The sequence below is a fragment of the Gordonia sp. YC-XJ4 genome, assembly GCF_059511865.1.
Map to the genome: position 1 here is coordinate 2,294,727 of NZ_CM183447.1, position 15,315 is coordinate 2,310,041.

General features: G+C 68.3%; 8 protein-coding genes and 1 tRNA gene. 7 read left to right on the plus strand and 2 right to left on the minus strand.

Annotated elements, in window-relative coordinates; genetic code table 11:
• Window positions 1-459 precede the first annotated feature (459 nt).
• Window positions 460-9,717, plus strand: coding sequence for a type I polyketide synthase (locus AC5ZH6_RS10125; protein ID WP_288437434.1), 9,258 nt, complete (start codon window positions 460-462; stop codon window positions 9,715-9,717).
• Window positions 9,717-10,112, plus strand: coding sequence for a holo-ACP synthase AcpS (gene acpS / locus AC5ZH6_RS10130; protein ID WP_006371211.1), 396 nt, complete (start codon window positions 9,717-9,719; stop codon window positions 10,110-10,112). Before AC5ZH6_RS10125 ends, acpS begins: the two co-directional genes overlap by 1 nt.
• Window positions 10,113-10,234: 122 nt before the next feature.
• Here acpS and AC5ZH6_RS10135 read toward each other — a convergent pair whose 3' ends face one another.
• Both AC5ZH6_RS10135 and bcp read right to left on the minus strand, forming a co-directional pair.
• The gene (locus tag AC5ZH6_RS10135) at window positions 10,235-10,858 is read right to left on the minus strand and encodes a TetR/AcrR family transcriptional regulator (RefSeq protein WP_006371212.1); all 624 of its coding nucleotides are present in this window, start codon (window positions 10,856-10,858) and stop codon (window positions 10,235-10,237) included.
• Window positions 10,859-10,885: 27 nt separating this feature from the next.
• Window positions 10,886-11,362, minus strand: coding sequence for a thioredoxin-dependent thiol peroxidase (gene bcp, locus AC5ZH6_RS10140; protein WP_006371213.1), 477 nt, complete (start codon window positions 11,360-11,362; stop codon window positions 10,886-10,888).
• Between the two features lie 207 nt (window positions 11,363-11,569).
• Between bcp and AC5ZH6_RS10145 the strand changes: the two genes are divergently transcribed.
• From AC5ZH6_RS10145 to AC5ZH6_RS10165, 5 genes are all read left to right on the plus strand, one after another.
• Window positions 11,570-11,791, plus strand: a complete 222-nt coding sequence (locus AC5ZH6_RS10145) for a DUF3618 domain-containing protein (RefSeq protein WP_014359686.1) — start codon at window positions 11,570-11,572, stop codon at window positions 11,789-11,791.
• A complete protein-coding gene (locus AC5ZH6_RS10150) occupies window positions 11,788-13,002 on the plus strand; it encodes a L,D-transpeptidase (protein WP_006371215.1) in 1,215 nt (404 codons plus the stop codon). Before AC5ZH6_RS10145 ends, AC5ZH6_RS10150 begins: the two co-directional genes overlap by 4 nt.
• Before the next feature lie 86 nt (window positions 13,003-13,088).
• Window positions 13,089-13,161: transfer RNA gene (locus AC5ZH6_RS10155), tRNA-Lys, on the plus strand.
• Window positions 13,162-13,311: 150 nt separating this feature from the next.
• Complete coding sequence (locus tag AC5ZH6_RS10160) at window positions 13,312-13,872, plus strand: permease (protein WP_496168992.1); 561 nt, start codon at window positions 13,312-13,314, stop codon at window positions 13,870-13,872.
• Window positions 13,873-14,043: 171 nt separating this feature from the next.
• The gene (locus AC5ZH6_RS10165) at window positions 14,044-15,252 is read left to right on the plus strand and encodes a L,D-transpeptidase (RefSeq protein WP_094600401.1); all 1,209 of its coding nucleotides are present in this window, start codon (window positions 14,044-14,046) and stop codon (window positions 15,250-15,252) included.
• Window positions 15,253-15,315 lie beyond the last annotated feature (63 nt).

The window sequence follows — 15,315 nt, forward strand, 5'->3', positions numbered from 1 at the left end:
TCGGCGTGCCCACCCGACATCGGCGGGTGTGGTGCGGGACACGCCGCCAAAGGTGTTCCAGTTCACATAACGATTGAATAACGAACGCGGGCTGACCTGCGGAGCGCTCGTTCGGTCCGCGAAAAGCTGGCGTGAACTGGCGCAACCCTGGCGGTCCTCAAAACGGGTTGAGTGCACGTGTGTGTTACCCGCGGGATTACCGACGGGTATACCGCGGGGTCAGTTCCGAACATGAGGAATCCCTCACTTTCGTGTGTCATGATGAGTGCCACGAACACGTCGGCGATATCTCACTGCTGAGAACGCCACACCAAAGACGGTGTCACACAGGCGTGTTCAGAAACATCGCGACCACTCTACCGGCCCGGCCCACGTCGGGCACCGGTGGCGATGACGCGTGCCCGTCAGCGGGTGCGGTCACGGGTCGTACGACAACCGGACACAACCACAGGAGTTCATGTGACCGTCGATCACCATCGCACCGGAGCAGACCGGACCACCACCGGCCGCCCCACCCAGGCGCTCATCGATCGCCTCCTCGCCGGCGAGCCCTACGCGGTCAGCTTCGGCGGTCAGGGAGCAGCCTGGCTGCCGACCCTGGCAGAGCTGGTGATCGACGCCGACCTCGAGCATCGGGTGGCCGGCGTCGTCGACGCGGCCGAACGCCTCGTCGAGCCGGTCGCCGAGCAGATCACGATCGCCCGGCCGGACGGATTTCACCCGATGGCGTGGGCCCACGCCCTCGACGCCGGCGAGCCCGCACCGTCGGACGCCGACCTCGCCGACTTCACGCTGTCCGGCCCCGGCGTGCTGCTCACCCAACTCGCCGCGATCGAGTCGCTGCGCAAGCAGGGCCTCGACACCGCTCAGGCCGCGCCGCGGGCCGTCATCGGACATTCCCAGGGCTCGCTGGCCACCGGCGCCATCGGGGCCGAAGGTCACGTGGCCGAGTCGGGTCAGGGTCTGCTGCTGGCGATTGCTCATCTCATCGGTGCCGCGGGCACGATCGTCGCGCGTCGTCGCGGGCTGGCCACGACCAGTGAGGGCTCGCCGATGCTCGCGGTGACCGGCGTCCGGCCCGAGCGCATCGAAACGCTTCTCGCGCAGTACCGTTCCGAGCTCGCCGCCGCCGAGCAGGACAACGCCCCGGTCATCGCGATCCGCAACAGCCGCACCGCGGTCGTGCTGTCCGGCGCGCCGCGCCACCTGCGTGCCTTCACCGCACTGTGCGAGAAGGTCGCCGCGGCAGAGGCCGATGAGCGCAAGCGCAAGGTCACCGGCGGCGCGCCGTTCGCCCCCTCCTTCGATCATCTGTCGGTCAGTGTCGCCTTCCACCATCCGGCCATGGCCGGTGCGGTCGAACTCGTCGGGCAGTGGGCCGAGCAGTGTGGGATCGACGTCGATCTCGCCGTGCGGCACGCCCACGACATCCTTGTCGCCACCGTGGACTGGGTGGGCACCGTCGAGGAGACCCTCGGCACCGGTGTCGGGTGGATTCTCGACTTCGGTCCCGGTGACCTCGCCACCCGGCTCTCGGCCCCGCTCGTTCGCGGCCAGGGTGTCGGTCTGGTCGCCGCCGCATCGCGCGGTGGACAACGAAACCTGTTCAGCCCCGGCGGTATCCCCGAGGTTGCCCGCCCGTGGAGCGAGTTCGCGCCGACCCTCGCCGAACTCCCCGACGGTCGCAAGGTCGTCGAGACCGCGTTCACCAAGCTCACCGGGCGTTCGCCGATGCTGCTCGCCGGCATGACCCCGACCACCGTGGATCCGGCCATCGTCGCCGCCGCTGCCAACGCCGGACACTGGGCCGAGCTCGCCGGTGGTGGGCAGGTGACCGAGCAGATCCTCGCCGACAACGTCGCGACCCTGACCGACCTGCTCGAGCCGGGACGGCAGGCGCAGTTCAATGCGCTGTTCCTCGACCCGTACCTGTGGAAGCTACAGCTCGGTGGTAAGCGCCTCGTGCAGAAGGCTCGCGCCCAGGGTGCCCCGATCGACGGCGTCATCGTCTCGGCCGGGATCCCCGAACTGGACGAGGCCGTGGCGCTCGTCGACGAATTCGTCGAGGCCGGACTGCGTTTCGTTGCCTTCAAGCCCGGAACCGTCGAGCAGATCCGCTCGGTGATCCGCATCGCCGCCGAGGTGCCCCACCACCCGGTGATCGTCCAGATCGAGGGTGGCCGCGCCGGTGGTCACCACTCGTGGGAAGACCTCGACGATCTGCTGCTGGCCACCTACGGCGAGCTGCGTGCCCGACCCAATGTCGTGGTCTGCGTCGGCGGCGGCATCGGCACCCCCGAACGTGCCAGCGCGTATCTGACCGGGCACTGGGCCGCCGAGCACGGTTACCCGCTGATGCCGCTCGACGGCATCCTCGTCGGCACCGCTGCGATGGCGGCCAAGGAGGCCACCACGGCTCCCGAGGTCAAGCAACTGCTGGTCGACACAGTCGGCTGCGACGAGTGGATCGGCGCCGGCGGTGCCACCGCCGGAATGGCTTCGGGCCGTAGCCAACTCGGTGCCGACATCCACGAGATCGACAATGCCGCCTCCGCGTGCGGACGCCTGCTCGACGAGGTCGCCGGCGACGCCGACGCGGTCGCGGCGCGGCGCGACGAGATCATCGCCGCGATGGCCCCCACCGCCAAGCCCTACTTCGGCGACGTCGCCGAGATGACCTATCGGGCCTGGCTCGAGCGCTATGCCACCCTGGCCGTGGGTGCGCCCGACGACGAGCAACTGCCGTGGGCCGACATCACCTGGAAGCAGCGTTTCATCGAGATGCTGCGCCGCACCGAGGCCCGGATGAACCCGGTGGATTCGGGTGAGATCCCGACCATGTTCACCGATGTCACCACCGTCGAGGACGCGCACGCCGCGATCGACGCCCTCATCGGCGTGTACCCCGAGGTCGAGGTCGACGTCCTGCACCCCGCCGACGTCGCGTTCTTCCTCGATCAGTGCCGCACCCCGGGCAAGCCGGTCAACTTCGTGCCCGTCATCGACAAGGATGTCCGCCGGTGGTGGCGCAGCGACTCGCTGTGGCAGGCCCACGATGCCCGCTACCCGGCCGAGGCCGTGTGCATCATCCCGGGGCCGGTGGCCGTCGCCGGCATCACCCGTGTCGACGAGCCCATCGGTGACCTGCTGGACCGTTTCGAGGCGCAGGTCGTCACCGACCTCGGCGCAACCGGCGTGCAGCCGAGCGTCATCGACTCCCGCAAGCAGGCCGGACTGGCCGCCGACGCCGGTCGTCTGACCAGCGTCCTGGAAGCCGACGACGTCTGCTGGGCGAGCCGCATGGTTCCGAGTCCGATTGCGCGGCTGGGTGATCGGGACAAGTGGTCGGTGCTCTCGGATGTCCGCGCCGAGCACGAGCCGACCGGTTCGGTGCTGGAGCGGATCGACGACGAGCGCTTCGACCTCGTCATCCCGATCTCGAGCGCGTCGGTGCGCATCCCGTTGCACGTCGACGCCTCGCTCGCCGACGGTGGCGCCCCGCTGGTCCTCGCCGACGATGCCTCGACCGCGATGCGGGAGATCCTCACCGTCGCCGCCGGCGGATCGCTGGCCGAGGTCGCCGACGGCGTCTCGCGCACCACGGTCACCTGGGCGCCGGAGTCGGTCGCCGACCACGCCGCGGTCACCGGTTACACCCTGCCCCCGCATCTGCATCCGACCACCCCGGCCGAGCCCTTCGGCTTCGCCGTTCCCGACACCCTCGTCGGTGCCTGCTGGCCGAGCGTGTTCAGTGTCATCGGCGCAGCCACCACCGAGGATGGCCGAGCGGTCGTCGAGGGTCTACTCGACCTGGTTCACCTCGATCACGCGGTGCACCTGGTGGGTGAGATCCCCACGGAGGCAACTCAACTCACCGTGATCGCGACCGGTGGCCCGGTCTCCGACACCGAGGTCGGTCGCGTCGTGCAGGTGCAGGTCGAGGTGATCGACGGACAGAAGCAGGTCGCCGTGATGACCGAGCGCTTCGCGATCCGCGGACGACTCGGCTCGGCCGAACTCGCCGACCCGGCACGCGCCGGGGGAGCGCTCGACGACGAGGGCTCGGCGACCCGCAAGACCCTGCGCACCGCGACCATCACCGCACCGGAGCGGATGACCGGCTTCGCCGCGGTCTCCGGCGACCGCAACCCGATCCACACCGACTCCGCCGCCGCGCGGCTGGCCGGCCTCGGTGACCCGATCGTGCACGGCATGTGGCTGTCGGCGGCGGCGCAGCAGGTGCTCACCGCCACCGATGCCAAGAACCCGATTCCATCACCGCGACCGCTGATCGGTTGGACCGCACGGTATCTGGGCATGGTGCGAACCGGCGACGAGATCACCGTCCGCGCCGACCGGGTCGGAATGGACGCCGGCCGCGAGATCGTCGAGGTCACCGCCAAGGTCGGCGACAACCTCGTGATGAGCGCCACCGGTCTGCTGGCCGCGCCGCGTACCGTCTACGCCTTCCCCGGGCAGGGCATCCAGAGTAAGGGCATGGGTCTCGACGCCCGCTCACGCTCGAAGGCCGCACGCAAGATCTGGGACCGCGCCGACAAGCACACCCGTGCCGCACTGGGCTTCTCGATCCTCGCGGTGGTCCGTGACAACCCGACCACCCTGATCGCCAACGGGACGACCTACAACCATCCCGACGGTGTGCTGTTCCTGACCCAGTTCACCCAGGTCGCCATGGCGACCCTCGGTGTGGCACAGATCGCCGAGCTCAAGGAATCCGGCGGCTTCGTCGAGGGTGCGATCACCTGCGGTCACTCCGTCGGCGAGTACAACGCGCTCGCGGCCTGCGCGGGAGTGTTGCCGCTCGAGGCGGTGCTCGAGGTCGTCTTCCAGCGTGGCGAGGCCATGCATCACCTGGTGCCCCGAGATGATCAGGGCCGCAGTGACTATCGGATGGCCGCCATCCGGCCCAGCCAGTTCGGGCTCGACGACGCCGAGGTCACCGACTTCGTCGCGCAGATCGGCGCCGAGTCCGGTGAGTTCCTCGAGGTCGTGAACCTCAATCTGCTCGGTTCGCAGTACGCGATCGCCGGCACCGTGCGCGGCCTCGAGCGACTCGAGGAGGAGATCGAGCGTCGCCGCATCGAATTCGGCGGCAAGCGCTCGTTCATCATCGTGCCCGGCATCGACGTGCCGTTCCACTCGACGGTGCTGCGTGCCGGCGTGCCGGAATTCCGCGGCAAGCTCGACGCGCTGCTTCCCGAGGAATTCGATCCGTCGATCCTCATCGGGCACTACATCCCGAACCTGGTGCCGCGGATGTTCAATCTCGGCCGCGACTTCGTCGCCGAGATCGCCGATCTGGTTCCGTCCGACCCGCTGAACGAGGTTCTCGCGGACTGGGATTCGTGGGCCGCGCAGCCGGCGAAACTGGCACGCGTGGTGCTCATCGAGTTGCTGGCGTGGCAGTTCGCCAGCCCGGTGCGCTGGATCGAAACCCAGGAGCTGCTGTTCTCCGGCGCCGACCGCGACGGGCTCGGTGTGCAACGCTTCGTCGAGATCGGCCTGAAGGGCGCCCCGACCCTCGCGGGTCTGGCGACCAATACCCTCAAACTCGATCGATACGACTCGGCGACCACCGAGGTGTGCAACCTCGAGCGCGACTCGGATGTGATCCTGGCCAAGGACTCCGGACCCGAGCCCGAGGACGACGAACCCGCCGAGTCGGCACCGAGCGAGGCCCCGGCGGCCGAGGCCGCCGCCGCTCCTGCACCTGCAGCGCCGGCTGCCGCCCCCGCTGCGGCGAGCGGCCCGCGGCCCGACGACATCTCGTTCGGCCCGGCCGACGCGGTCAAGTCCGTCATCGCGCTGTGGACCAAGATGCGGACCGATCAGATCGGTGCCGCCGACACCATCGAGGCGCTGTGCGACGGCGTGTCGTCGCGTCGTAACCAGTTGCTCCTCGACATCGGCGGAGAGCTCGGTCTCGGCGCCATCGACGGTGCCGCCGAAGCCGACATGGCTGCACTGGCCTCGACGGTGGAGAGCCTGGCCCGCGGGTACCGCCCGCTGGGCACCGTGCTGACCGACGCGGTCGGCGATCAGATCCGCAAGGTGATCGGCCCGACCGGCAAGCGTCAGTCCTACATCACCGACCGGGTGACCGGCGTGTGGCAACTGGGCCCGGGCTGGGGTCTGCACACCCAGGTCGCGCTCGCATTGGGCACCCGTGAGGGCGCCAGCGTCCGCGGTGGCGATCTGGGCGACCTCCTCGACGGTGCCGTCGCGAACGCTGACGGTCTCGACGCGCTGATCGACCGTGCAGTCGCGGCGGTCGGCGCCTCCCGCGGTATCGCCGTGGCCAAGCCGGCAGCCGAGTCCGGTGGCGGCGCAACGGTCGATGCGGCTGCGCTCGGTGAGTTCACCGAGCAGATCACCGGTCGCACAGGTGCGCTGGCGTCGGCCGCTTACACCATGCTCTCCAAACTCGGTCTCACCGAGGAGGTCTCGACCCCCGAGACCGCCGACGACCCCAATGCGGTTCTGGCGCAGCGGGTCAGCGACGAGCTGGGTTCGGACTGGGCGCGCACCGTCGCACCGGCCTTCGACGAGGCCAAGGTCGTCCTCATCGACGACCGCTGGGCGACCACGCGTGAGGATCTGGTGCGGATCTGGCTCACCGACGCCGATGAGCTGGACGCCGACTTCGACGCGCTCACCGCACGCTTCGCCGGTTCCGGGCACACCGTCGCCCAGCACGCCACCTGGTGGCAGGGCAAGGCGCTGGCCGCGGGAAACCTGGTGCACGAGCGCGCTTTCGGGACCATCGCGCATGTCGCCGAAGAGCCCGGACAGGGCCGGTGGGCCGATCAGGTCGCTGTGGTGACCGGTGCCAGCAAGGGGTCGATCGCCGCGTCGGTCGTCGCCGGGCTGTTGGCCGGCGGCGCCACGGTGGTGGCGACCACCTCGCGACTGGACTCGCAGCGACTGGCCTTCTACAAGAAGCTCTATCGCGAGAACGCCCGGTACGACGCCGCGCTGTGGGTCGCCCCGGCGAACATGGCCGCCTACACCGACGTCGACGAGCTGGTGTCGTGGCTGGGTAGCGAACAGACCGAGAACCTCGGCGGGACCACCGCCGTGGTGAAGCCGGCGATCAAGCCGACGTTGCTGTTCCCGTTCGCCGCGCCCCGCGTCGCCGGTGACCTCACCGACGCCGGCGGTCGCGCCGAGCTGGAGATGAAGGTGCTGCTGTGGTCGGTGGAGCGGTTGATCGCCGGTCTGTCCGAGATCGGTGCCGACCACGACATCGCCGCTCGTCTGCACGTGGTGCTGCCCGGCTCGCCCAACCGTGGCATGTTCGGCGGCGACGGCGCCTACGGCGAGAGCAAGGCAGCGCTCGACGCCCTCGTGACCCGTTGGGCTGCAGAGGAATCGTGGGGCTCGAAGACCACCCTGGCGCATGCGCTGATCGGGTGGGTCAAGGGCACCGGACTCATGGGCCACAACGACGGAATGGTCACCGCGGTGGAAGCCGCGGGCGTGCGAACCTGGACCACCGACGAGATGGCCGACAATCTGCTGGGCCTCTGCGATCCGGCCACCCGGGCCGCGGCGCGGGAGGCTGCGGTGACCGCCGACTTCACCGGTGGACTCGATCCGTCGATCGACCTCAAGGCACTGGCCGCACAGGCCGCCGACGAGGACGAGACCGGTGAGTCGGCCGAGGACGAGGCACCGGTGACCGTCGCGGCCCTGCCCGCCCCGGCACGCGCGGCGAGCGGCGTGAGCCCGGTGTGGCCGAAGATCGACTCGCGTCCGGAGGACATGGTCGTCATCGTCGGTGCCGGCGAGCTCGGCCCGTACGGGTCGGCACGCACGCGCTTCGAGATGGAGGTCGACGAGAAGCTGAGTGCCGCGGGCGTTCTCGAACTCGCCTGGAACACCGGGCTGATCACCTGGGATACCGCGCCCAAGCCGGGCTGGTATGACACCGAATCCGGTGATCCGGTGGCCGAGGCCGACATCGCCGAGCGCTACCACGACGCGGTCGTCGAGCGATGCGGCATCCGCCGCTACGCCGACGAGGGCGCCATGGTCGAGGGCACCTCGCCGCTGCTCACGTCGGTGTTCCTCGACGAGGATCTGACCTTCACGGTGTCCTCGGAAGCAGAGGCGCGCGCGTTCGCCTCCGCCGATCCCGAGCGCACCCGGGTCGTCGCCGACGAGGAATCCGGCGAATGGCAGGTGACCCGTCTGGCGGGCACCGAGATCCGCGTCCCGCGTCGATTCGCCCTGACCCGCACCGTCGGAGGACAGATCCCGACCGGGTTCGACCCGACCCGCTGGGGCGTCTCGGCCGACATGGCCGAGTCGATCGACCGGGTGGCGTTGTGGAACCTCGTGGCCACCGTCGACGCGTTCCTCTCCTCGGGCTTCACCCCGAGCGAGCTGATGCGGTGGGTGCATCCGGGTCTGGTGGCCAATACCCAGGGCACCGGCATGGGCGGTATGACCTCGATGCGCGAGCTCTACATCAACACCCTGCTCGGCGAGGCCAAGGCCAACGACATCCTGCAGGAGGCGCTGCCGAACATCGTTGCCGCGCACGTCGTCCAGTCCTACGTCGGTAGCTACGGTGCGATGATCCACCCGGTCGCCGCCTGTGCGACCGCTGCGGTCTCGGTCGAGGAGGGCGTCGACAAGATCCGCCTCGGCAAGGCGCTGTTCGCGGTGGCCGGCGGCTTCGACGATCTCGGTATCGAGGGCATCGTCGGATTCGGTGACATGTCGGCGACCGCGGAATCGGCGAAGATGGCCGCGCGGGGGATCGACGAGCGCCGCTACTCGCGGGCCAACGATCGCCGACGCGTTGGATTCGTCGAATCCCAAGGTGGCGGAACGATTCTGCTGGCCCGCGGCGACGTCGCGGCGCAGATGGGCCTGCCGGTCCTCGGTGTGGTGGCGTGGGCGCAGAGCTTCGGCGACGGCGTGCACACCTCGATCCCGGCCCCGGGCCTCGGTGCGCTGGGTGCCGCACGGGGTGCGCTGAGCTCGCCACTGGCCAACGCGCTGGCGGCGCTGGGTGTCAGTGCCGACGACGTCGCCGTCGTCTCCAAGCACGACACCTCCACCCGCGCCAACGATCCCAACGAGTCCGAGCTGCACGAGCGGCTGGCCGCGGCGATCGGCCGTGGTGACGGTGCACCACTGTTCGTGGTGTCGCAGAAGTCGCTGACCGGTCACGCCAAGGGCGGTGCCGCCGCCTTCCAGCTGATCGGACTGTGCCAGGTGTTGCGTGAGGGCGTCATCCCACCGAACCGCAGTCTCGATTGCGTCGACGAGCAGATGAAGGACTACCCGCATCTGGTCTGGGCGCGGGAGACACTGCGACTCGGGGATCGCTTCCCGCTCAAGGCCGGTCTGCTGACCAGCCTCGGATTCGGCCACGTGTCGGGCCTGATCGCGGTCGTACATCCGGAGGCGTTCATCGCCTCGCTGGACCCGGCCGAGCGCGAGGACTATCGCCGTCGTGCCGCCGAGCGTGAGCGCAAGGGCAGCCAGCGGTTGCTCGAGGCGATGTGCGGTGGCGAGGCCGCCTACCGTCGTCCGGCCAACCGTCGCTTCGACGAGACCCGCGACGAGCACGACGCCGAGGCTCAGGTGCTCCTCGATCCGGCGATTCGTCTGGGCGAGTCGGGTGCGTATGCCGATGCGGCGCAAGACGTGTCGTCCTCCAGCAGCGCGGCCACGATCTGATGGCGGTGTTGGGAGTCGGGATCGACGTCGTGTCGATCCCGGAATTCGCCGAGCAATTGGCCCAGCCGGGAACGACCTTCGGCGACCGCTTCACCGTCGGCGAGCGCCGCGACGCGGCGTCGGGTACCGGTGAGGACGCACGTCACCTCGCGGCACGGTGGGCTGCCAAGGAGGCCGTCGTCAAGGCGTGGTCGGTCAGCCGGTTCGCCCGGTCGCCGTTGCTGCCGTTGATCCGGCACAGCGACATCGAGGTGGTCACCGACAACTGGGGGCGTCCGGCCATCCGGCTGGCCGGGGAGATCGCCGAACACCTGCGTGACACCCAGGTGCACATCTCGCTGACCCATGACGGCCCGTCGGCCGCCGCGGTCGCGATCCTGGAGGGCACGGGCTGAGCCCGGCGTTCCACGCGAGGCACGGGACGAGCAGACGACGGCGGTCGGGCCGATGCCGACCGCCGTCGTTTCTCGTCGAGCACCGGTGGATCAGTGCACCGGTGGATCAGAGCACCGGTGGATCAGACCGAACTGGTGCTCTCCTCGAGCAGCAGGTAGCCGGCCAGCATGCGTTTGAGCTCGGTCACCGTCTCGGGATGGTCGTGGCCGTCCTGCACCGAGAAACTCAGCAGCGAGTACGCCGTGTGCACCAGTACCTGCGACATCATCTCGCGCCGAGCCCGCTGTGACGGGGTCAGCGGGGCGATCAGCCGCGAGACCTGGTCGGCCAGAACGCGTTCGTTCTGCGAGGCGGTGGCCCGGGTGGCCGGGGTCGACTGCACCGCCAACCACACCGCCCGCCGGGACGGGTCGTCGCGCCACAACGCGGCGAGGTGGTCGAGGAACTTCTCGAGGAGCACCGGCCATTCGAGCGAGGGCACCTCGGAGGCGAACGCGGTGAGCTCCTCGCGGACCGCGACCGTGTCGAGTCGGTCGAGTTCGCACACGATCACGTACTTGTTGGCGAAGTACTGATAGAGCGTCCCGATGGGAACCTCGGCGCGCGAGGCGATCTCCTCACACGTCAGCGACTCGAACCCGACCTCGGTGAGCAACTCGCGAGCAGCCGCGAGCATCGCGGAGAACTTGCGTTTGCTGCGCTCCTGCGTGGGCCGTTTGCGGGGGACGAGAGGCTGGGTGGTCATCGGTCCGGGTGCGGTGTCGGGGTGGGCTCAGTCGAGCGCGAGGTCGCGGCGCAGCTTGGCGACATGCCCGGTCGCGCGGACGTTGTACTGGGCCAGGGCGATCGTGCCCTGCTCGTCGACCAGGAAGGTCGAGCGGATCACACCGGTGACGACCTTGCCGTAGAGCTTCTTCTCACCGAACGCACCCCACTGCGTCAGCACCGTCTTGTCCGGGTCGCTGAGCAGGGGGAAGTCCAGTCCTTCGGCGTCGGCGAACTTCGCGAGTTTGGCCGGCTTGTCGGGTGAGATTCCGATCACATCGATGCCGGATTCTCCGAGGTCGGCGAGGTTGTCCCGGAAGTCGCAGGCCTGCTTGGTGCATCCGGGCGTCGACGCCGCCGGATAGAAGTAGACGATCACCTTTCGGCCTGCGTAGTCGGCCAGCGACACCGGGTTGCCCTGCGCGTCGGGGAGGGTGAAGGCCGGTGCCGGGTCTCCGACGGCAAGGCGTTGTGTGTCTGACATGACGCTCAGGCTAGTCGATGATGTCCGATGTCCGACCGACGATGTGCAGTGGCGCCGACGGGCATGGCGTAACCTTGTGTGGCCGCTCGCACCGCATCCGCTCCGCGCCGGGAACTCCTCCTCGCGCGGTCGTGTTGCGTCGGGGGAGAAGTGTGGTCCGCCGGGCCACATGAGCTGATCTTTCTTGACCATTCCTGGGAGGACCACGTGGCCGGGGATACCGACCGTATCGAGCAGGACATCGCGAAAGCCCGCGAGGACCTGGCCCACACACTCGACGCGCTGGCCGAGCGGGCCAACCCGCAGCGCCTGGCCGGAGACGCCAAGAGCGCCGCACTCGCGTTCTTGAACACGCCCGCCGTCAAGTACACGCTTGCCGGCGTGGGGACTGTCGTCGTCGTTCTCGTCATTCGCAAGGTCGTACGGTGACCCGTGCGCGGGGCTCATACGCCCGAAACGCGCTCCTCGTACTCACCGCCGGCGCCGTCGCGACCGTTTTGCCCGGTTGCACGGCGTCGTCGTCGTATCCCGATGCCACCGGGAACGCGCCTGCGTTGAGTTCGTTGGGGCAGCCGAGTATCTCCGTCACCGGGTGGGCCGACCGGCCCCTGAAGGACAACGCGGTGGGCGTGATGCCGGGCGCACCGCTGACCGTGACCGCCCATGACGGCAATCTGCGATCGGTCGTCGTCACCGGATCGGACGGGCCGGTGCCCGGCACCGTCTCCGCCGACGGGTCCACCTGGACCGCCAAGGGCCCATTGGACTTCGACGACCAGTACACGCTGACCGCAGCGGCGCAGGGCGTCGACGGCGCGGGTGCGAAGAAGCTGACCTTCAGCACCGCCTCCGCCGAATCGACCGCCACCGCCTCGACGGTGACCGCCGAGAACGAGACCGTGGGTATCGGTCAGCCGGTGATGATCAATTTCGATCAGCCGGTCACCAACAAGCTCAACGCACAGCGCGCCATCCAGGTCACCACCAACCCTCCGGTCGAGGGTGCGTTCTACTGGGTCAACGACTCGATGGTGCGTTGGCGTCCCGAACACTTCTGGACGCCGGGTACCAAGGTCAACGTCAAGGTCAACACCAAGGGCATCGACCTCGGTGGCGGCGTCTACGGCGACAACAACCTCACCACCGACTTCACCGTCGGTCGTGCGCTCGTCGCCTCCGCCGATGACAAGACCCACATGATCACCGTGTCCATCAATGGCAAGGTCGTGCGGACGATGCCGACCTCGATGGGCAAGGATTCGAGCCCCACCAACAACGGCATCTACATCGTGGCCGAGCGCGATCCGAGCGTCATCATGGACTCCTCGACCTACGGCGTGCCGGTCAGCTCGCCGGGCGGCTACCGCGAGACCGTCTACGATGCGACGCGAATCTCCTTCAGCGGCATCTACATTCACTCGGCTCCGTGGTCGCTCGGCGATCAGGGCGTCGATGACGTGAGCAACGGCTGCCTCAATGTCAGTCCCGCCAATGCCGAGTGGTTCCTCAACACCGCCTTGCGTGGCGACATCGTGACGGTGAAGAACGCTGTGGGACCGATCCTTCCGGGTGACGACGGCCTCGGTGACTGGAACATTCCGTGGTCGGTGTGGAAGAAGGGCAACGCCACCGACGGATGATGCGACCACCGAGCGGAAACCGCTTCTGACCAGCCGATTTCATGGATCGGGTACCGGTCATGTAATGTTTCCTCTCGGTTCGCCAAGCGCCATTAGCTCAATTGGCAGAGCAGCTGACTCTTAATCAGCGGGTTCGGGGTTCGAGTCCCTGATGGCGCACAGCACAGCCCCCGTGACCGGTATTGACCAGTCGCGGGGGCTTTTTCGTGGCTCGGGTCAGGTGTTCGAGCCGGGGCGACGCGTATCGAAGCGGTCACGGTCTCGCGGGTTGAACTTGGCAATCGCGACACCGGGCGCAACGATGTCTCCATGAGTGACAACCCTTCGACCGTGGTGCCCGACGACAAGCGCCAGGGTGGACTCCCGTCGTGGGCGGTCAAAACCATCGCCATCGCCGTGGTCGTCGTGCTGGCGGTCATCGCATATTTCATCCTGGCGGCGTTCCTGCCGCGCTGGTGGTCGCAGAAGATCGGTTCCGCGGTCGGCCAGAGCATCACCACCGGCAGCTTCTACGGCATCGCGTTCGGGGTGGTGTGCACGCTCGTCTCACTCCTGTTGCTGGCGCTCGCCTGGCGCGCCCGGCGCTGGGGTCAGACCCGGTACTGGGCGCTGGCGTTCGTCGTGCTTGCCGTCGTCGCGTCGACACCGAATCTGCTCACCCTGACCGTCGTTGCCGGCGGGGGGAGTGGGGCGCATGCCGGTGAGCGCATCCTCGACGTCGAGGCTCCGGGATTCCGTGGGGGCACCCTGGTCGGCGTGATCATCGCCGCGGTGATCTTCGCCGTCGGCGCATTTCTGTGGATTCGACTCCGCCGTCGCCGCCGCGCGGCCACCACGACCGCTGCGACGACGACGCAACCGCCCGCCTGACACCACCATCGGCAAGGCGCGTGCCGTCCAGGCGCGGTCGATAGGTGTCATTCGGTCGGGCGGGCTCGCGGGCGCGACAACTCGGGCATATCCGAGATCTCGTACACTTGGTGCAGAATTCGCCGACTCCCTGATGTGTGTGGGTCGGCATCGGCGTCAGGTGGGAGTGAGATGGGGAACGGTCGGACTCGGCTGCGGTCATCGTTGATGATCGGTGGGCTTCTGGTGGCGGTCATCGCGCTGGTGACCTCGTGCTCGCAGAAGCCGCAATACTCCAACGCCGTCGGCAGTTCGGTGCTCTACGACGACCTCCTCAAGCCAGGGGTGGAGATCACCGAATGGAACGAGCAGACGCTCGCCGACAACGCGGTCGGTATCCAGCCGGGCGCGCCGATCAGGGTTCGGGCGAGCGAGGGCGCGCTGACCGGTGTCCGCATCGGGAAGGCGGACGGCTCCACCGTTCGCGGGACCCTGTCGGAAGACGGCACGGAGTGGGTCAGCGGAGAACCGCTGGGCTACAACCGGACCTACACATTGACCGCCGACGCGGCCGGGGTCGGCGGCTCCACCTCCAAAGAGGTCTCGTTCACCACGCGGGCGCCGAGCAACCTCACACAGGCCTATCTGACCCCCAACAACGGGGAGACCGTGGGCGTCGGCCAACCCGTCGCGGTGAAGTTCGACGAGGCGATCACCAACCGCCACGCTGCGCAGAACGCGATCCGGATCACCACGAATCCGCCGGTGCAAGGCGCCTTCTACTGGATCAGCGACACCGAGGTGCGCTGGCGTCCGGCCGAGTACTGGAAGCCCGGCACCTCCGTGGACGTCGCGGTGAACACCTACGGCATCGACCTCGGTGGCGGGCTCTTCGGCCAGGAGAATCTCAAGTCCTCGTTCAAGATCGGCCGGTCGATGATCATCACCGCTGACGACAACACCAAACAGGTCACCTTTGTCCAGGACGGCAAGGTTGTCCGCAGCATGCCCACGTCGATGGGCAAGGAGTCCACCCCCACCGACAACGGGGTGTATCTCGTCTCGGACAAGCACGACAACATCATCATGGACTCGTCGACCTACGGTGTCCCGGTCGGCTCGGCCGACGGCTATCGCACGCCCGTGGACTACGCGACCCGAATGTCCTACAGCGGCATCTTCTTTCACTCCGCTCCCTGGTCGGTGTGGGCCCAGGGCAACACCAACACCAGTCACGGCTGCCTGAACCTGAGCCCGGACAACGCCCTGTGGGTCATGAACAACACGCTGCGCGGTGATCCGGTCATCGTGAAGAACACCGTGGGCGGAACGCTCTCGGGCACCGACGGACTCGGGGACTGGAACATCCCCTGGGCGGTGTGGTCGAAGGGCAATGCCTGAACTCAGCGCCCCGAAACGACAATGCCATTGGTGATTGTTACGCTCATCTGTGACACGATTCTC